Raw genomic sequence first — 17855 nt, forward strand, 5'->3', positions numbered from 1 at the left:
AATTTTGTCTAAATCTCCAAATCTTTAATTATCAATTTTTGATTCCTATCCATTGGGTAACAGGGGACATTGCTTTCCAACCCAGAAATTTACCAATAGGTTCTGCGCGTTGAATAGCAATGCGGGTAAAGTTTCCGCCCACTTTTTCATGCCATTGATATAATCTTTTTTCACCTTCTAAAGTAACAACATTAACTACCATTCTGCCTCCAGGAAGTAAGGTATTCCAACAATTTTCTAATATTTCTGGCACTGTGACACCACCACCAATAAAAATCGCGTTTGGTGCGGGTAGATTGGGGATGACTTCTAAAGCTTTACCTGCCATAATTTGTAAATTTGGCGTTCCCAAAGCAGTCGCATTATCAGCTATATAATTTAGTCTAGTGGCATTTTGTTCAATAGCGATCGCTCTACATCTTCTATCACTTCGCAACCATTCTATAGAAATAGAACCACAACCAGCGCCCACATCCCAAAGCAACTCTCCCGGTAAAGGTGCTAAACTTGATAGTGTCACCGCCCGGACTTCCCTTTTTGTCAATTGTCCATCATGATGAAAAGCACTATCCGGTAAACCAGGAAATCTTGATAAACCAACTATTCCTTTATCAGCAATACATTCCACTACAATAGTATTTAAGGCAGCGATATTTTCTTCTTGCCAATTACTAGCAATATCTGTTATAATACTTTCATTAATACTACCCATTTTTTCTAAAACAGTAATTCGACTATTACCATAACCGCGATTTATTAAAATTTCCGCCACATGAGCCGGAGTATTTTTTCCCTCACTTAAAATTAATAATTTTGCACCGGGATAAATATAAGATTGCAGTAAAGAAACCAGACGACCACATAAACTTAAAGTTTCCACTTCTGTTAATGACCATCCTAATCGAGAACAGGCCAGACTAAAAGCCGAAGGTGCAGGAATAATTGTAATTTCCGAAATAGGAATATCTTTAAGAATAGTTGCACCCACACCATAACATAAAGGGTCGCCACTAGCTAAAATACAAACTGCTTCACCGCGACGACTGATAATGTCGGTAATGGAAGTTTGAAAAGGTGATTTCCAGGAAATTTTTTCCCGGTTGTCGTCAGGGGGTAACATGGAAAGATGACGTTCCCCTCCAAAGACAATTTTAGCTTTGTCTAAGCAGGAAACAGCAATGGGACTTAACCCCGTTAAACCATCTTCACCAATACCGATAATTGATAACCATTTTTGCATAATTTGTTTTTATCCAACTGGCATAAAAACTATCTGAGAAGAATTTTTATGATTATAGCAGATACAGGATTTGGGTTAGCATTAGCAAAATACTCTAAAATAAACTATATCAACACAATCGCCATACCCAAATGAGTAGAGAATTTAATGTAATTATTGAACGAGATGCTGATGGTTACTTTGTCGCATCTGTACCCAGTATCCCCGGTTGTCACACCCAAGCAAAATCTTTAGATGAACTAATGGAAAGGATTCGAGAAGCAATAGAACTGTGTTTAGAAATAGATGAAAATCAAATAGAATCTCTGGAATTTGTAGGTGTTCAAAGAATTGCAATTGAAGTATGAGCAAATTACCAAGTTTAACAGGAAAGGAAGTAATAGCAGCACTTGGTAAAGCTGGGTTTGAAGTAGCAAGAGTGCGAGGAAGTCACCATATTCTTATCCATAATGATGGACGAAGAACGGTTGTTCCTGTTCATTATGGTGAAACAATTGGAACTGGATTAATGACACAAATACTCCGTGATTGTCAATTAGATAGGGAAGACTTTAGGAATTTACTTTAAAATGTCCCAAAAACATGATGATAAAATTAATCAATAAAACTAAAGATATCAAGAATTTGCGGAATGTGGGTTTAAACTCTTACCTTTGCGCCTTTGTATCTTTGCGCTAAACAAAATTGATTGACAATAGCCAAAAATACCATCTCATGGTAAACTACTAAATCTGAGAGCTAGGAAACTTCGGTTCAATTCCGGGACTGTGCCGCAACTGTAAAGCAATTGGAGATGATTGGAGTTTAACTAAAAATCCAAAATCCAAAATTGAGTAAGTCAGAATGCTAACTCTAAGATGTTCACTTCCATTCTGTCTCTGCGTCACACAGAGAAGGGGTCATGATTTTGCCAATTCCATTTACCGATTGTCCAGGATTATTTTATAACACAGCCGCCCAGGATGGGCTTCTTTATCGCTTGAGAATACCAGGGGGAATAATTAATTATAACCAATTTCAGGCGATCGCAGATATTGCTGATAATTATGGCAGTGGTTATATTGATATTACTAACCGCGCCAATATTCAAATTAGAGAAATTAAAGACAGCATAAATGTTGAGGTTCTGAAAAAACTACAAGCATTAGGTTTAGCTTCTACCGATGCCAAAATAGATCACATCCGCAACATCATGACCAATCCCACAGCGGGCATTGATACTGAAGAATTACTAGATACTCGCCCCCTAGTTAGAGATTGGGAAGAATATATAAATACACATTCTCAGTTGTCTGAATTATCGGCAAAATTTAGTGTTTGCTTTGATAGTGGCAGCAAAATTTCTGTGAGATATCAACCCAATGATATTATATTGGCAGCCGAATTAAATAACAGCAATGTATATTTGCGGTTATATCTCAGTTATGGAGAAAAAGGAGAACCAGCAAAAGATACAGGAATTTTATGCAAACCAGAAGAAACAATACAAGTTTTAGCAGCATTAGCAGAAACTTATCTCCAACATATAGATACTACAAATCGTCGCAAACCTCGCTTACGAGAAATCATCAATAACATCACAACTGAAAAATATTTTCACCAATTTCAACAAAACCTTAACCCCCATATACTTAATACTAAAAAAACTCCTCTCTGCGCCTCTGCGCCTCTGCGAGAAAAAACTCATATTGGTATTTATCCCCAACAGCAAACCGGATTATATTATATCGGTATAGTCTTACCCTTGGGAAGATTAGAAACTTGGCAAATGAGGAGTTTAGCTAATATTGCTAAAAGATATGGCGATGATAATATCAGGTTAACACCGTGGCAAAACTTACTATTAACCGATATTCCCCAAAATCAAATTAGTAAAGTTGAGCAAGAAATTACCCATTTAGGTTTAAACTCTTCACCAACAGACATCAAAAGTTTCTTAATAGCTTGTTCCGGTAAAAGGGGTTGTGCTGCTGCGTCCACAGAAACTAAAGATGATGCCTTAAACTTGGTAAAATACCTAGACAGTCTGATGATTCTAGATTCTCCAGTGAATATCCACTTTAGTGGTTGCAGTAAATCTTGCGCTCAACACACTCAAGCTGATATTACCTTACTTGGTATCACCACAGAAACCCCTGGCTATCAAGTTTATGTTCTTGGTTATTTACTTTATGAATATGTGACTATAGCGAAAATTCCGACTTTGATTCAAGAAATGTTGGCAGTGTATCAAAAACAACGTCTGAGTTTACAAGAAACCTTTGGACAATTTATTGAACGTCATAGCCAGCAATTAAACCAATTATTTAGCCAAACAAAGCCCAATCCAACCTTTACAACCTTAATATCTCATGTTTGATTATATCCGTGATGGTAGCGAAATATATCGCAATTCCTTTGAAATTATTCGGTCAGAGTCCAATCTCGCAAGATTCCCGGAAGATGTATCGAAAGTTGCCGTTCGCATGATTCATGCCTGTGGAATGACGGATATTGTCAATGACTTGGAATATTCGCCCACAGCGGCAGAAGCCGGGAAAAAAGCCCTGATTGCCGGCGCACCGATTTTGTGTGATTCTTACATGGTAGCCGAGGGAGTGACAAAAAAAAGATTACCCAAAAATAATAAAGTTCTTTGCACCCTCAATGATCCTGAAGTTCCACAATTAGCCAAAAGACTCAGAAATACAAGGTCAGCAGCGGCCTTGGAATTCTGGCGTTTCCATATAGAAGGTGCAGTTGTGGTGATTGGAAATGCACCTACAGCCCTATTTAGGTTATTGGAAATGCTAGACGAGGGAGTTCCTAGACCGGCGTTAATATTGGGTTTTCCTGTGGGTTTCGTGGGTGCAGTCGAATCAAAAGTCGCACTAGCCGCAGATAGCCGCAATGTCCCATTTATGACTTTACATGGAAGACGGGGCGGAAGTGCGATCGCTGCTGCTGCTGTTAACGCCTTAGCCAGTGAGGAAGAGTAATGACTAACTCTGGAGGTCGTCTTTATGGAATTGGTGTTGGACCTGGAGACCCTGAACTCATCACCTTAAAAGCCTTGCGTCTCCTCCGTTCTGCCCCAGTTATTGCTTATCAATCAGCCACAGACAAAGAAAGTATCGCCAGAAAAATCGTTTCTCCATACTTGGATAATAGTCAGATTGAGGTAGGATTTCATCTTCCTCGCGCCTTAGAACCAGAAAAGGCTAAATCTATCTATGACCAAGAAACTCAACCCATTGCTGACCATTTAGCAGCAGGTCGGGATGTGGTGGTTATCTGTGAAGGAGATCCGTTTTTCTACGGCTCTTTTATGTATCTTTTTACTCGATTGGCTGACAAGTATAAAACGGAAGTCGTCCCCGGAGTTTCCTCACTCATGGCCTGTCCTGTCGCCCTGGGTTTACCATTTACCTATTACAATGATGTCCTCACGGTTTTACCTGCACCATTACCCAGAGAAGCCTTAATTAGCCAACTTTTAACCACTGACGCTGCGGCCATTATGAAACTTGGCCGCCATTTTCTCAAAGTCAGGGATATTCTCCATGAATTAGGACTAGCTTCACGGGCAAGATATATTGAACGCGCCACAACAACGCAGCAACGCATATTACCCCTTGATGAAGTTGACCCTCTTGATGTACCTTATTTCTCGATGATTGTTATCCCCACTAAAAGTAAGTTGTAGTTGTCAAAAGGAGTCAGGAGTTTGGTACAGCAAATAGCAAAACCCGTAGGGGCGGGGTCCTCACAGGTGTAGGTTTTTTACATTCTGGTGAGGGCAAGACTTGGGCGACAAGGTGGACAAGGTGACAAGGGAGGAAAACCCTACAGGATGATGTTTTTTGGCAACAATAACACACCGTTAAAAGACTATTGTGCGGATAAAATCTTCCTTGTCTACTTTCCCTCCAAGTCTTCCCAGTCTTGCCTTCACAGACAATATTAAAAACCTACCCTTGTGAGGCGGGGTCTCCCCGCCCTCTTGATTGTATTTCATCCTCAAGATAACTAAACTTCAACAAGAGTGGGTATATTTTTTGCTTTGTCCTGACTTTTCTCAGGAAAATGCTTATCTATTAAAGCGGGAACTTGGATAGATTGAATTTTACTATAACGAGTTTTATCGGGCATAACTAAATTAGGTCCAGCTTTACAGTTTTTCATACAGCCAGTACCTTTAATAGTGACTGAATCTTCTAAACCGCTGTCTTTTAACTCTGACTGCAAAGCTTGACACAAAGCTTTACCACCACGCTTCATACAATCAGATTTTTGACAAACTAAAATTGTTTGTGTTTTAGCAGGTTTCGTCTTAGCTGGAATTTGTGCTGCAACTATTCCCATATCATAACTTGCAGCCATAACTCGTTCCCCTACCAGAGTTAGCTGATCTTTTTTGGCGTTGTATTGTTTTGTCCCCACAACTTGCAGCCAAGTCCCTTTAGCTAACCGCAAATCAAAAGCACTCCGTAAATGCTTGGCTAACTTTATATAAAATTCACCCTCAGAAGTCCCTAATAACAATCCTTTCAGCTTATATCCATCCTTGATCACAAAATCTAGAAATCTGCCTTCAAAACAAAATTCTGTGACTGCTGAATTAGTAGATATACTCATTTTTTTAACCTATTTTTCTCACTAAAATTTTTGGTAACGACAACGCCAGCAATTTTCAAGATTCCCAATCAAGTCTTGACGAGAAGCAGTGAATTGTTGAACTACACTCCAAATTTGAATAGCTGCGGTGGGATTATGTATTTCTACCATTAAAGGCTGATTAGTCTCACAAACACAAACTATATCTAATTCTTGCAAGCGTTGATAAACCTGCCAACGGTCTGCCAAATTTATATCAATAACGTGCTTCCTATCCGTGCCTAAACTAAAAGATTTCAAGCGAGTAGCCCTCAAAATGCCATAAAATTGCAGTAAAACTAGAAACTCACAGCCTAAATTTGTGATTTAGTTGGAGTTTAGCATCTTTATTTAGAATACACTAACTGAAAAATATTATCATTAATTTTGAGAAAAAATCTCATTTCTTATTTTTTGAGAGATATACATACTTTGAGCTTGAAGTCAAGATAAATACCAAATATATATCTTTAAGCACAGAGATATGAAAAAAGTTGATACTTATGATTGCTAATAATGCCAAAGATTTTTAAATTTAGTAGCCCTGCTTTTATTTTGAAAATGCTAATATGTGAGGAGTAAGCAGTTAAAAATCATAACTGTTAAAAAAAGAGGAGAACCATGTCTGATACGCAAACTATATTACACAACTTTGGTCAGGTTTATGACAATCCTGTATTACTAGATCACAGCGTTACTGCGCCAGTTGTCGAAGGATTTAATGTTGTATTGGCTAGTTTTCAGGCATTGTATTTACAATATCAAAAACATCATTTTGTGGTTGAAGGTGCAGAATTTAATTCACTCCATGAATTCTTTAACGCCAGCTATAAAGAAGTACAAGATCACATCCATGAAATTGGCGAGCGCTTAAATGGTTTGGGTGGAATTCCAGCAGCAAGTTTTACTAAATTAGCTGAATTATGCTGTTTTGAAACAGAAGCAGATGGCGTATTTTCTGCCCGGAAGATGGTAGAAAATAACCTAATTGCCGAACAAGCATTAATTGGTGTAATTCGCCGTCAAGCCGCACAGGCTGAGAGTTTAGGTGATAGAGGTACACGCTATTTGTATGAAAAAATTCTCTTAAAAACTGAAGAAAGAGCTTATCACCTAGCTCACTTTTTGGCTAAGGATAGTTTAACATTAGGTTTTGTGCAACGGGATGAAAATTAAACTTTTCAAAATCTTAATTTAACCAAAGTTAAGATAGAGAAAAATTTGAATAATTGAGAATTTCACAAAATAAATTCTTTTGGCAGAAAAGAGTAAATTACCATTTCTGCCATTTTTTATATCAGGACTTAAAAACCATTTATCTGATTACATATTTGATATAGCTAACAATAAGTTATCTGAATTATTTTCATTAAAAAATTGCCAATATTTTATAGTGTAATTTCCAGAATAGTCGAACAGAGATGAACGTAAATAAAGAAAGATAAATTAATTATCTGTGCAGTTTTATTGCCATAATCCATAACGAATAAATAAACACTTAACCTCTCTCCGCGCCTCCGCGCCTCTGCGTGAGAAAAAAATGTAAAAACCAGTACCAAAAATCCCCCATTTCTATAAATCCTTCCCCTTACCGTAATCAAAACCCGGAAAAGTTAATAATGAATGGCATGATGAGGGGTAAAGACCCTTAAAATAGTCAAGATTTGTATTTTTGTAATCTAAGGTAAAAACTATGCCCCGTCGTCAAGACCTCAAAAAAATTCTCCTGTTGGGTTCAGGTCCAATTGTAATTGGCCAAGCCTGTGAATTTGACTACTCTGGAACTCAAGCCTGTAAAGCCTTGCGAGAAGAAGGCTATGAAGTCGTGCTGGTGAACTCCAACCCAGCTACCATTATGACCGACCCGGAAACAGCAGACCGCACCTATATTGAACCGTTGACACCGGAAATAGTTGAAAAAGTGATCGCCAAAGAACGCCCAGATGCTTTATTGCCAACAATGGGAGGACAAACCGCCCTCAACTTGGCTGTAGCTTTGGCGAAAAATGGCGTTTTGGAGAAATACAACGTCGAGTTAATTGGTGCGAAATTACCCGCCATTGAAAAAGCCGAAGATAGAAAACTATTTAATGAGGCTATGGACAAAATTGGGGTTGCAGTATGTCCCAGTGGTACAGCTTCAACTTTAGACGAATCAAAAGCGATCGCTCTCCAAATTGGTACATATCCCTTAATTATCCGTCCAGCCTTTACAATGGGGGGGACTGGTGGGGGTATCGCCTATAATCAAGAAGAATTTGAAGAAATGGCGCAGGTAGGAATTGACGCTAGTCCCGTGTCCCAAATTCTCATTGACCAATCTTTGCTGGGTTGGAAAGAGTATGAATTAGAAGTTATGCGAGACTTAGCAGATAACGTCGTGATTATCTGTTCTATCGAAAATCTCGACCCTATGGGGATTCATACAGGGGATTCTATCACCGTTGCCCCTGCCCAAACCCTCACCGATAAAGAATATCAACGGTTGCGGGATATGGCCATTAAAATTATCCGCGAAATTGGTGTGGAAACCGGCGGTTCTAATATCCAGTTTGCCGTAAATCCCGAAAATGGGGATGTGGTGGTAATTGAAATGAACCCCCGCGTTTCTCGTAGTTCGGCGTTATCTTCCAAAGCCACAGGGTTTCCTATTGCCAAAATCGCCGCTAAGTTAGCTGTGGGTTACACTTTGAATGAATTGCAAAACGATATTACCAAAAAAACCCCCGCTTCCTTTGAACCAACAATTGATTATGTAGTTACAAAAATTCCCCGGTTCGCGTTTGAAAAATTCCCTGGTTCTGATTCCGTGCTAACAACACAAATGAAGTCAGTGGGAGAAGCAATGGCTATTGGCCGGACATTTAATGAATCCTTTCAAAAAGCTTTGCGTTCCTTAGAAACCGGTCGCGCTGGTTGGGGTTGTGATAAAGCCGAAAAATTACCCAGTGGGGAACAAATTCGCGCCCAATTGCGGACACCTAACCCAGAACGCATCTTTTCTGTGCGTCATGCTATGCAGTTAGGAATGACTAATGAGGAAATTTATGAACTGACGGCCATTGACCCTTGGTTTTTAGATAAATTACAAGAACTGCTAGAAATAGAAAAATTTCTCAAACGCACTCCCTTGAAGCAGTTCACAAAAGCGCAAATGTATGATGTGAAAAGAAATGGATTTAGCGATCGCCAAATAGCTTATGCTACAAAAACCAAAGAAGACGAAGTTCGCACATATCGCAAACAGCTAGAAGTTATCCCAGTTTACAAAACCGTTGATACCTGTGCTGCTGAATTTGAAGCCCTGACTCCATACTACTATTCTACTTACGAAGAAGAAACGGAAGTATTACCAACAGATAAACCCAAGGTGATGATTTTGGGTGGTGGTCCGAACCGCATTGGTCAAGGAATTGAGTTTGATTATTGTTGTTGTCATGCTGCGTATTCTTTACATGATGCCGGGTATGAAACAATTATGGTCAATTCTAACCCAGAAACAGTTTCTACAGATTACGATACCAGCGATCGCCTGTATTTTGAACCATTAACTAAAGAAGACGTTCTCAACATCATCGAAGCCGAAAACCCCGTCGGTATCATCGTCCAATTTGGTGGACAAACACCATTAAAATTAGCCGTTCCTCTGCAAGAGTATCTTCAACAACAAGCAGCCCAAAATCAGGAAATCCCAAATCCCAAATCCCAAATCCAAAATACAGAGATTTGGGGAACATCTCCCGATTCTATAGATATGGCGGAAAATAGGGAACGGTTTGAAAAGATTCTGCAAGAATTGAATATCGCTCAACCGCCTAATGGTATGGCGAGAAGTTATGAAGATGCTTTAATTGTTGCCAAGCGGATTGGGTATCCTGTGGTGGTGCGTCCTAGTTATGTATTGGGAGGACGAGCGATGGAAATCGTTTATTCCGATACTGAATTAGAACGCTACATGACCTTTGCTGTACAAGTAGAACCAGATCACCCGATTTTAATTGATAAATTCTTAGAAAACGCCATTGAAGTAGATGTAGATGCGATCGCCGATCATACTGGCAATGTCGTCATTGGTGGTATTATGGAACACATTGAACAGGCAGGGATTCACTCCGGTGACTCAGCTTGTTCCCTACCTTCCATTTCCCTCTCTCCCGCCGTCCTCAACCAAATCCGTTTATGGACAGTGCAATTAGCACAAGCTCTATCTGTAGTTGGGTTGATGAATATTCAATTTGCCGTAGTCGGTGCAAATGGCTATTCTCCTCAAGTGTATATTTTAGAAGCTAACCCCAGAGCATCGCGGACAGTTCCCTTTGTATCTAAAGCCACAGGGGTACAATTAGCCAAACTCGCATCCTTAATTATGTCGGGGAAAACCTTAGAGGAAGTGAAATTTACAAAAGAAGTCATTCCCTCTCATATTGCTGTCAAAGAAGCAGTTTTACCATTTAGTAAATTCCCTGGTACAGATACAATTTTGGGGCCAGAAATGCGCTCAACTGGTGAAGTAATGGGCATTGACAGCGATTTCGGACGCGCCTTTGCCAAAGCAGAATTAGGCGCTGGGGAAAAATTACCACTTCAGGGGACTGTATTTGTGTCCATGAGTGACAGAGACAAACCTCTCGCAGGAGATGTAGTTAAGGAGTTTATTAAGTTAGGCTTTACAATTATCGCCACCCAAGGGACACGCCAAGTTCTGCAAGAACAAGGGTTAGACGTGAAATCAGTCCTCAAACTCCATGAAGGTCGTCCTCATGTCCTGGATGCCATTAAAAATGGCAACATTCAACTGATCATTAACACACCTTCTGGAGAAGAAGCTCATGCCGATTCTAAGTTAATTCGTCGCACCGCTTTAGGCTACAAAATCCCCATCATTACTACTATTGCAGGCGCTAGAGCCACAGCCGCAGCTATCCGTTCCTTGCAAAACACAACTTTAGATGTCAAGGTAATCCAAGAATACTGTCCAAGGAGTTAATTGTCCTTTGTCAGTTGTCCTTTCCCACTGACAACTGACAACTGACCACTGACAAAACATTAAGCAATCGTTACAAAAAAATCATTATCGTTATCATTGAGATATTTTAACAAATATGAGGAAGCTATTTCTGAGCTAGGAGATTAGCCATTATCCCAGTAAATGTATACTGTTCAGTAATTTCAGAGTCTGAGGTGATCCCAAATCACTGCCGAAGTGCGGGTTTCCCTATAGTCAAATTATTCTCATAAATGTTACAATTATTAATATTCCCGAAAACACAAAAAATGTTTGACTTGCTACTGTGTATCTAACTATAGATACTTGTGGAAACAAGGAGACAGATGTAACGTTTGGCAGTGAAGTACCTAATTTACCCAAATATGGGCAACCTGAGTTTATCGGGTACGACAAATCTCAAAACATTATTTCGTTAACGACCCTATCAGCAAACCTACCATTACCCAAGAGTAGCGCCATGAAGACCGCTCAATCAGCCACCGACCTCGTGCGGACTTACCTGCGTGAGATTGGCCGTGTGCCACTTCTCACCCACGAAGAAGAGATTTTTTATGGTAAACAGGTGCAACGATCTACTGCCTTGCATGAGATCCGGGAAGGTCTTGCTACCCAGTTAGGTCATGAACCAAGTGTAGAAGAATGGGCAGTAGCCTCTGATATAGAAGTATCCGAATTAAATCAGGCGATCGCTGTTGGTGAAATCGCTAAACGGAAAATGGTAGAAGCCAATCTCCGTTTAGTCGTGTCCGTTGCCAAAAAGTACATTAAACGTAATGTTGACTTACTTGACCTCATTCAAGAAGGCAGTATCGGAATGCAGCGGGGTGTAGAGAAATTTGACCCTACCAAAGGATACAGATTTTCTACTTATGCCTATTGGTGGATACGTCAAGCCATTACTCGGGCGATCGCCGAAAAAGCCCGGACAATTCGCTTACCTATTCATATTACGGAAAAACTCAACAAAATTAAAAAAGCCCAGCGGCAACTTTCCCAAGGACTAGGACGTGCGCCCACAGTAGCGGAATTATCCCAAGAATTAGATCTAACACCCAAACAGGTGCGAGAGTACCTAGAAAAAGCCCGTCTACCATTATCTCTAGACTTGCGGCTAGGAGATAACTATGACACCGAACTGGGAGAAATGCTAGAAGATACAGGAGCGACACCAGAAGATTTTGTCATGCAAACTTCTCTATCTTATGACTTAGAGCGGATCATGTCAGAACTCACACCCCAGCAAAAGGAAGTCATTAGTCTCCGCTTTGGTTTAGTAGATGGACAATCCTTAACTTTAGCTAAAATTGGTGAAATCCTGAATATTAGCCGGGAACGAGTCCGCCAAATTGAACGTGAAGCCCTCAACAAACTTCGCAAATCTAAAGCAACTATGAATGAGTATCTTGCCAGTTAGTCAGTTGTTATTAGTTAACCGTCAGTTATTTTTCGCCTTGTGGGTGGAGTTTCCCCACCCATACTCATTTGAGTTCGGTGTTAGGAGTTCGGAGACGCTACGCGAACGGAGTTATGATTTTTTCAAAGAGAGAATAAGGGTTTGAAACTCATAATTGGGGCAGTTTTCCACAAATTATCTTATATCGAACTCAGGTATACTTACTCAATAGGTGAAAAACACTCCCATTTGAGTACGGTTAAACCGACTCCCTCGAAAGGAATAAACTGTTAGATTGGTTGACATGAATTATATAATAGTCAACTAGATCGAATAAGCAATAACTACAAGTTATTCCAGTCACAAACACCGTCGTTAGTAGTGGCAGTACAGGAGGTCAAACGTGAGTAACAAATCTAATCGAGTATCAGAATTTTTTAATAGTGAGTCGGAAACAAGTAATTTATTATGGCAATATGTTAAATCATTAAGTCCAGAAACAGTTAATCAATTATCTAAACCGACTTCTACAGAAGTTTTGCAGGTAATGGAACGGAATATTATTGGACTTTTAGGAAATTTACCTTCTGAACAGTTCGGGATTACTATTTCTACTAATCGGGAAAACTTAGGTCGCTTATTAGCATCCGCGATGATTAGTGGTTATTTTTTACGAAATGCAGAACAAAGAATGGGCTTTGATACAGTTATGCAAGGAATAGAAGCCAATAGTAGCGAAGTTGAATAGTATTTTTGTAGGAAAATTATCAAAATAAATATCAACTCGGTAGAAATATAGTAATTCTACCGAGTTTTGTTATGATTGACTGGTAATTGGTAATTGGTAATTGGTAATTGGTAATTGGTAATTGGAAAGAAAGAATTTATTCCCTATTCCCCATTACCCGTTCCCTATTCCCCATTACCCATTACCCATTACCCGTTCCCTATTCCCTGTTCCCTATATGAATGAAAGTATCTCTATTCCTCATAAAATTATTGGTGTTGCTGTTATCTGGAATGACCAAAAACAGATATTGATTGATAGACGCTTACCTACAGGTGCAATGGGTGGTTTCTGGGAATTTCCGGGGGGGAAAATTGAAGTTGGTGAAACTATTCAAGAATGTATTAAACGAGAAATTTCTGAAGAATTGGGCATGGAAATTGCCGTTGGAGAACATCTAATTACTATTGATCATACCTATACTCATTTGCGAGTAACTTTAACAGTTCATCATTCTCAACATTTAGCAGGTATTCCCCAAGCCATAGAATGTGATGAAATTCGCTGGGTGAGTTTAGATGAATTGGATAATTTTACCTTTCCAGAAGCGAATGGAGAAATTATCACGGCTTTGAGGAAATATTATCAGGAAAAATCTGCAAAGTTAGAGTCATAAACTCAAGAGTTATCAGGTGAAAATTTAGATGAGCTTTCGGAAGCACTTTTGGATTTTTCACAACCTGATAATTTGGTAATTTGGATAGCCAATCAAAGTTAAAATGTTTTCTCACGCAAAGAGGAAAAGATATTTTTTATGAGTCGGTTTTAACCGACTTTTGCTTTTAGACAGGGAATTTATTCCCTGGATATATTTGATGTTTAATTTTGTTACGCTATCTTGTGCTATTTATACAAGATTCTTTTATACTAAAAGCATAACTATTGAGTAAATCAGAGTACATTAACCATGCAAGCATCAGAAACTAAGCTGCAAGAGATTATTGAAGGTAATAAACAGTATGTTGTTCCCTTGTTTCAGAGAACCTACAGTTGGAAAAAATCTCAGTGGGAATCTCTATGGAATGATATTTTAGAACTATATCATGGCGATAATCGTCGTCCTCATTTTATGGGTTCTATTGTCACTATGCCAACTTCTGCTATACCTGAAGGTGTAAGTAAATATTTATTAATTGATGGACAACAACGTTTAACTACTATTTTTATCCTGCTTTGTGCTTTGCGAGATAAAGCTAAAAATATTCATGATGAGTTAGCCGCAGAAATTCATAATACTATTATTGTTAATCCATATAAAAAAGGTTTAGACCATTATAAACTTCAACCTACCCAGGTAGATAGACAGTCTTTTCATAGTTTAATTAATGGACAAGATTATGTAAATAATTCTGGTATTACTGAATGTTATGTATTTTTTGAAAAGAAGATCAGACAAAGTGATTTAGATTTTTCTGATCTCAAGAAAGTAATTTGTAGTTATTTATCTATTGTGAGCGTTGTTTTAAGTACAGAAGATAATCCTTATTTAGTCTTTGAAAGTCTCAATGCTAAAGGTGAACCTTTAACACAAGCAGATTTAATTCGTAATTATTTTTTCTTGAGAATTAATACCGAAAATCAAGACGATGCTTATAATAAATATTGGCTACCAATGCAACAAACTTTAGATATTAATTTAACGGAATTTATCAGACATTATTTAACCAGAGATGGCGTAGAAATCAAGAAAGATGAAGTTTATTTTCAGATTAAAGAAAGAATGATCAAAAGAGATGCTATTGATTATTTAAAAGATTTATATGAATTTTCGGAATATTATGCAAAACTTTTAGATCCACTAAAAGAGAATAATTTAAAAATTCGTCGTTGTTTGGAAAGAATCAACCGTTTAGAACAAGCTACCGTTTATCCTTTTTTACTTAATTGTTATCATGATTATGAAAAAAATAAACTTTCAGAAGCAGATTTTATTGCTGTTTTTCACATTTTAGAAAATTTCATTATTCGCCGATTTATTTGTAACGTCCAAACCAGGGGATTAAATAGGATATTTTCTGTACTGTATTCTCAAGTTAGCAAAGCAAGTAATTTAGCTCATGCTGATTTTGTGGAAAGATTAAAACTAGATTTACAAAATCGTGATTATCCCAAAGATACAGAATTTCAGAAAAGTTTATTGGATGTTAAATTATACGGTGCTGGACGTTCTAAAAAAGGTAAATTAATTTTAAAATCTATTGAAGAATCTTTTAATCATAAAGAACAGGTCATTTTCGATGGTCTGGAGATTGAACATATTATGCCACAAACTATAAATAAATGGTGGCAAGAACATTTAGGGGAACATTGGGGGATAACTCATGATTTACTACTTCATTCTTTGGGTAATCTAACTATCACAGCTTACAATGGTGAATTATATAATTTGGAATTTATCGAGAAAAAAGAAATATTGATTAATAGTCATTTAGAAATCAATAAATACTTTGAAAATCAAGAAACTTGGAAAAGAGAAGATATAGAAAAAAGGAGTTTATATTTAGCAGAAAAAGTTTTACAAATTTGGCCTTACTTTGGTAATGAAAATCTTATGAATCCTGCGAAAACTAAGGTAAGGGGTACAACTCCCAAACAACTAAAAATTTTTGGTAAGGAATATCCTGTCAAAAGTTGGCGGGATGTTTTAGAAAAGACTTTAAATGTGATTGCTGATTTAGATCCTGATAAATTTAAGGATATTATGGAACAATTTCCCCGGTTCATTAGTAGAGATGAAAAAGATTTTCGGGATACGAGAAAATTAGAAAATGGGGTGTTTGTTAATGTCAACTTATCAGCTAGAGATATTAATGCTTTTTGTATAAAAGCTATCGAAACGGCAGAAATTTCTCTAGAAGATTGGCAAATAGAAACCACAACTTAATTTATGTTAGGTATCATTTTCCAAAAACCTTATTTTTCTCTTTTGCTCCTTAGCTCCTTTGCGTCAAAAAAAGATCGAGATATTATGTAATTACCTGCATTTTACACAAAGACCTGATTCTAGATCATGGTCAACTAATTTTTTTTGAGAAAAAAATATCCTTTTAATAAAAACTATAACAATGAGAATTATTGCTCGGATTACCCTAAGAGAATATTGGCAAAAACATCCTGATATAGAACAGCCTTTAAAAGCATGGTTTGATGATGCTTCCCGTGCAAATTGGCAAAGTCCATCAGATATTAAAGAAGTTTATGCTAATGCCAGTATTATTGCCAATAACCGAGTAGTTTTTAATATTAAAGGTAATAATTATGGGTTAATTATCCATATTCGTTATGAAATTGGCATTATTTTTATTCGCTTTATTGGTACTCATCAAGAATATGACAAAATAGATGCTACTATTGTTTAAGGAGGTTTGATATTATGAACTTAAAACCCATTAGAACAGAATCAGATTATCAACAGGCATTAAAAGAAATCGAACAAATTTTTGATGCTGAACCTAATACACCAGAATATGAGAAATTAGATATTTTAACGACTTTAGTAGAAGTCTATGAACAACAAAATTATCCTATTGATCCTCCATCTCCTATCGCAGCTATATTATATTATTTAGAAAGTCGTAATCAAGGAGTTTCTACTTTTATTGAAAATTTAAAACATCATGGAGTTAGTGAAGAAATAATTAATATAGCTTTAAATGAAATGACTCACTGATTATTGATTATCATGTCATCAAATAATTGTAGTCAGAGGTAAATTAAATTTATGACCATAACTTATCAAATAGACTTCAATATCTGGCTTGAAGAAACAGCCAAATTATTACTAGAAAATTGCTGGACAGAAATAGATAAAGAAGATTATCAAATCTTCCCAATATTTGGACATCGTTAAACCTGCATTTAGATCCCCGACTTCTTTGATAAATTATTATTATTTACAAAAGATTAAATTAAGAATTCGGGGATCTTTGGACTGAATTAAATCAACCTAGAGAATTTGGGATAAAAATTTCCTAGTTCTTTCTTCTTTGGGATTAGTAAAAAAGGTGTCGGGGGTAGAAGATTCAACTAACAAACCGCTATCCATTAAGACAACTCTATCAGCAACTTCTCGCGCAAATCCGACTTCATGGGTAACAACTACCATTGTCATTCCGTCATTAGCCAGATTTCGCATTACGTCTAAAACTTCTCTCACCATTTCTGGATCTAAAGCTGATGTCGGTTCATCAAATAACATAATTTTTGGTTGCATTGCTAATGCACGTGCTATGGCTACTCGTTGTTGTTGTCCACCGGATAATTGTCCGGGATATTTTTGTGCTTGTGCTAAAATTCCCACTCTTTCTAATAATTGCATTGCTAATGCTTCCGCTTTAACTTTGGATATTTTGCGGACATATATTGGTGCTAAGGTGATATTTTCTAAAACTGTTAAATGGGGAAATAAATTAAATTGCTGAAATACCATTCCCACTTCTCGACGAATTGTTTCAATATTTCTTAAATCATGACTGAGGATAATTCCGTCAATGCTAATAATTCCTTGTTGATATTCTTCTAAGGCGTTAAATGTTCTAATAAAGGTTGATTTTCCTGAACCGGATGGTCCCATTAAAACAACAACTTCTCCCCGTTCTACGGTTAAACTGACACCTTGGAGGGCGTGAAATTTGCCATACCATTTGTGAACATCTTCAGCAATAATTATCGGGTTTGATTCTGTCATATATTCCTTTTGTGTAGTTTAAGATTTAAATAGATATTTAGGAATGTTGGGTTTCCTTGCGTCAACCCAACCTACGGGTAGTTGGTAATAAAATCATTGTTTTTC

At 37.5% G+C, this 17855-nt stretch carries 18 protein-coding genes and 1 pseudogene; 15 read left to right on the top strand and 4 right to left on the bottom strand.

The genetic code is table 11. From position 1 onward, the window contains the following. Positions 1 to 31: 31 nt before the first annotated feature. A complete protein-coding gene (gene cbiE / locus CA730_RS00180; protein WP_096662536.1) occupies positions 32 to 1240 on the bottom strand; it encodes a precorrin-6y C5,15-methyltransferase (decarboxylating) subunit CbiE in 1209 nt (402 codons plus the stop codon). Between the two features lie 131 nt (positions 1241 to 1371). On the opposite strand from cbiE, the gene CA730_RS00185 reads away from it, so the two are divergent. The 5 genes from CA730_RS00185 to CA730_RS00205 all read left to right on the top strand — a co-directional run bounded on the left by CA730_RS00185 (position 1372) and on the right by CA730_RS00205 (position 4925). Then, positions 1372 to 1587, top strand: coding sequence for a type II toxin-antitoxin system HicB family antitoxin (locus CA730_RS00185; protein ID WP_096662538.1), 216 nt, complete (start codon positions 1372 to 1374; stop codon positions 1585 to 1587). Beyond that, positions 1584 to 1808, top strand: a complete 225-nt coding sequence (locus CA730_RS00190) for a type II toxin-antitoxin system HicA family toxin (RefSeq protein ID WP_096662540.1) — start codon at positions 1584 to 1586, stop codon at positions 1806 to 1808. Before CA730_RS00185 ends, CA730_RS00190 begins: the two co-directional genes overlap by 4 nt. 333 nt (positions 1809 to 2141) lie before the next feature. Beyond that, positions 2142 to 3599: a precorrin-3B synthase gene (gene cobG, locus CA730_RS00195; RefSeq protein ID WP_172891141.1), complete on the top strand. Its 1458-nt coding sequence runs from the start codon at positions 2142 to 2144 to the stop codon at positions 3597 to 3599. Further along, positions 3592 to 4218, top strand: coding sequence for a precorrin-8X methylmutase (locus tag CA730_RS00200; RefSeq protein WP_096662542.1), 627 nt, complete (start codon positions 3592 to 3594; stop codon positions 4216 to 4218). The genes cobG and CA730_RS00200 overlap by 8 nt, the downstream gene beginning before the upstream one ends. Continuing rightward, entirely contained in the window at positions 4218 to 4925 is a 708-nt protein-coding gene (locus CA730_RS00205; RefSeq protein ID WP_096662544.1) for a precorrin-2 C(20)-methyltransferase, read from the top strand. Before CA730_RS00200 ends, CA730_RS00205 begins: the two co-directional genes overlap by 1 nt. A 323-nt stretch (positions 4926 to 5248) precedes the next feature. Here the strand turns inward: CA730_RS00205 and CA730_RS00210 are convergent, their stop codons facing one another. Both CA730_RS00210 and CA730_RS00215 read right to left on the bottom strand, forming a co-directional pair. Then, complete coding sequence (locus CA730_RS00210) at positions 5249 to 5857, bottom strand: (2Fe-2S) ferredoxin domain-containing protein (protein WP_096662546.1); 609 nt, start codon at positions 5855 to 5857, stop codon at positions 5249 to 5251. 21 nt (positions 5858 to 5878) lie between these two features. Then, positions 5879 to 6136: an Asr1405/Asl0597 family protein gene (locus CA730_RS00215; RefSeq protein ID WP_096662548.1), complete on the bottom strand. Its 258-nt coding sequence runs from the start codon at positions 6134 to 6136 to the stop codon at positions 5879 to 5881. 360 nt (positions 6137 to 6496) lie between these two features. On the opposite strand from CA730_RS00215, the gene dpsA reads away from it, so the two are divergent. The 10 genes and pseudogenes from dpsA to CA730_RS25325 all read left to right on the top strand — a co-directional run bounded on the left by dpsA (position 6497) and on the right by CA730_RS25325 (position 16913). Next, positions 6497 to 7051 (top strand): DNA starvation/stress protection protein DpsA, encoded by a 555-nt coding sequence (gene dpsA / locus CA730_RS00220; protein WP_096662550.1) that lies wholly within the window; start codon positions 6497 to 6499, stop codon positions 7049 to 7051. 517 nt (positions 7052 to 7568) lie between these two features. Beyond that, positions 7569 to 10862, top strand: a complete 3294-nt coding sequence (gene carB / locus CA730_RS00225; protein ID WP_096662552.1) for a carbamoyl-phosphate synthase large subunit — start codon at positions 7569 to 7571, stop codon at positions 10860 to 10862. A 478-nt stretch (positions 10863 to 11340) separates the two neighbouring features. Next, on the top strand, positions 11341 to 12297 hold the full coding sequence (locus tag CA730_RS00230) for an RNA polymerase sigma factor, RpoD/SigA family (protein WP_096662554.1): 957 nt from the start codon (positions 11341 to 11343) through the stop codon (positions 12295 to 12297). A 382-nt stretch (positions 12298 to 12679) separates the two neighbouring features. Next, on the top strand, positions 12680 to 13024 hold the full coding sequence (locus CA730_RS00235; RefSeq protein WP_096662556.1) for a DUF760 domain-containing protein: 345 nt from the start codon (positions 12680 to 12682) through the stop codon (positions 13022 to 13024). A 217-nt stretch (positions 13025 to 13241) separates the two neighbouring features. Next, a complete protein-coding gene (gene mutT, locus CA730_RS00240; protein WP_096671173.1) occupies positions 13242 to 13679 on the top strand; it encodes an 8-oxo-dGTP diphosphatase MutT in 438 nt (145 codons plus the stop codon). A gap of 15 nt (positions 13680 to 13694) precedes the next feature. Next, positions 13695 to 13781, top strand: a pseudogene (locus CA730_RS26305) (hypothetical protein); the annotation flags it as partial. A 189-nt stretch (positions 13782 to 13970) separates the two neighbouring features. Next, positions 13971 to 15947, top strand: coding sequence for a DUF262 domain-containing protein (locus CA730_RS00250; RefSeq protein WP_096662558.1), 1977 nt, complete (start codon positions 13971 to 13973; stop codon positions 15945 to 15947). Positions 15948 to 16128: 181 nt separating this feature from the next. Further along, positions 16129 to 16422: a type II toxin-antitoxin system HigB family toxin gene (locus CA730_RS00255; protein WP_096662560.1), complete on the top strand. Its 294-nt coding sequence runs from the start codon at positions 16129 to 16131 to the stop codon at positions 16420 to 16422. 14 nt (positions 16423 to 16436) lie between these two features. After that, positions 16437 to 16733, top strand: coding sequence for a helix-turn-helix domain-containing protein (locus CA730_RS00260; protein WP_039202436.1), 297 nt, complete (start codon positions 16437 to 16439; stop codon positions 16731 to 16733). A 51-nt stretch (positions 16734 to 16784) separates the two neighbouring features. Continuing rightward, on the top strand, positions 16785 to 16913 hold the full coding sequence (locus CA730_RS25325; protein ID WP_228039434.1) for a DUF29 domain-containing protein: 129 nt from the start codon (positions 16785 to 16787) through the stop codon (positions 16911 to 16913). 96 nt (positions 16914 to 17009) lie between these two features. Here the strand turns inward: CA730_RS25325 and CA730_RS00270 are convergent, their stop codons facing one another. Further along, a complete protein-coding gene (locus CA730_RS00270; protein ID WP_096662562.1) occupies positions 17010 to 17750 on the bottom strand; it encodes an amino acid ABC transporter ATP-binding protein in 741 nt (246 codons plus the stop codon). Positions 17751 to 17855: the final 105 nt, after the last annotated feature.

Origin of the sequence: Dolichospermum compactum NIES-806, assembly GCF_002368115.1 — a bacterium.
In the GTDB taxonomy this organism is placed as follows: domain Bacteria; phylum Cyanobacteriota; class Cyanobacteriia; order Cyanobacteriales; family Nostocaceae; genus Dolichospermum; species Dolichospermum compactum.

What these genes read in the sequence shown, in the direction of transcription:
- cbiE (WP_096662536.1), bottom strand. Translation starts at nt 1,240, where the DNA reads ATGCAAAAATGGTTATCAATTATCGGTATTGGTGAAGATGGTTTAACG.
- CA730_RS00185 (WP_096662538.1), top strand. Translation starts at nt 1,372, where the DNA reads ATGAGTAGAGAATTTAATGTAATTATTGAACGAGATGCTGATGGTTAC.
- CA730_RS00190 (WP_096662540.1), top strand. Translation starts at nt 1,584, where the DNA reads ATGAGCAAATTACCAAGTTTAACAGGAAAGGAAGTAATAGCAGCACTT.
- cobG (WP_172891141.1), top strand. Translation starts at nt 2,142, where the DNA reads ATGATTTTGCCAATTCCATTTACCGATTGTCCAGGATTATTTTATAAC.
- CA730_RS00200 (WP_096662542.1), top strand. Translation starts at nt 3,592, where the DNA reads ATGTTTGATTATATCCGTGATGGTAGCGAAATATATCGCAATTCCTTT.
- CA730_RS00205 (WP_096662544.1), top strand. Translation starts at nt 4,218, where the DNA reads ATGACTAACTCTGGAGGTCGTCTTTATGGAATTGGTGTTGGACCTGGA.
- CA730_RS00210 (WP_096662546.1), bottom strand. Translation starts at nt 5,857, where the DNA reads ATGAGTATATCTACTAATTCAGCAGTCACAGAATTTTGTTTTGAAGGC.
- dpsA (WP_096662550.1), top strand. Translation starts at nt 6,497, where the DNA reads ATGTCTGATACGCAAACTATATTACACAACTTTGGTCAGGTTTATGAC.
- carB (WP_096662552.1), top strand. Translation starts at nt 7,569, where the DNA reads ATGCCCCGTCGTCAAGACCTCAAAAAAATTCTCCTGTTGGGTTCAGGT.
- CA730_RS00230 (WP_096662554.1), top strand. Translation starts at nt 11,341, where the DNA reads ATGAAGACCGCTCAATCAGCCACCGACCTCGTGCGGACTTACCTGCGT.
- mutT (WP_096671173.1), top strand. Translation starts at nt 13,242, where the DNA reads ATGAATGAAAGTATCTCTATTCCTCATAAAATTATTGGTGTTGCTGTT.
- CA730_RS00250 (WP_096662558.1), top strand. Translation starts at nt 13,971, where the DNA reads ATGCAAGCATCAGAAACTAAGCTGCAAGAGATTATTGAAGGTAATAAA.
- CA730_RS00255 (WP_096662560.1), top strand. Translation starts at nt 16,129, where the DNA reads ATGAGAATTATTGCTCGGATTACCCTAAGAGAATATTGGCAAAAACAT.
- CA730_RS00260 (WP_039202436.1), top strand. Translation starts at nt 16,437, where the DNA reads ATGAACTTAAAACCCATTAGAACAGAATCAGATTATCAACAGGCATTA.
- CA730_RS25325 (WP_228039434.1), top strand. Translation starts at nt 16,785, where the DNA reads ATGACCATAACTTATCAAATAGACTTCAATATCTGGCTTGAAGAAACA.
- CA730_RS00270 (WP_096662562.1), bottom strand. Translation starts at nt 17,750, where the DNA reads ATGACAGAATCAAACCCGATAATTATTGCTGAAGATGTTCACAAATGG.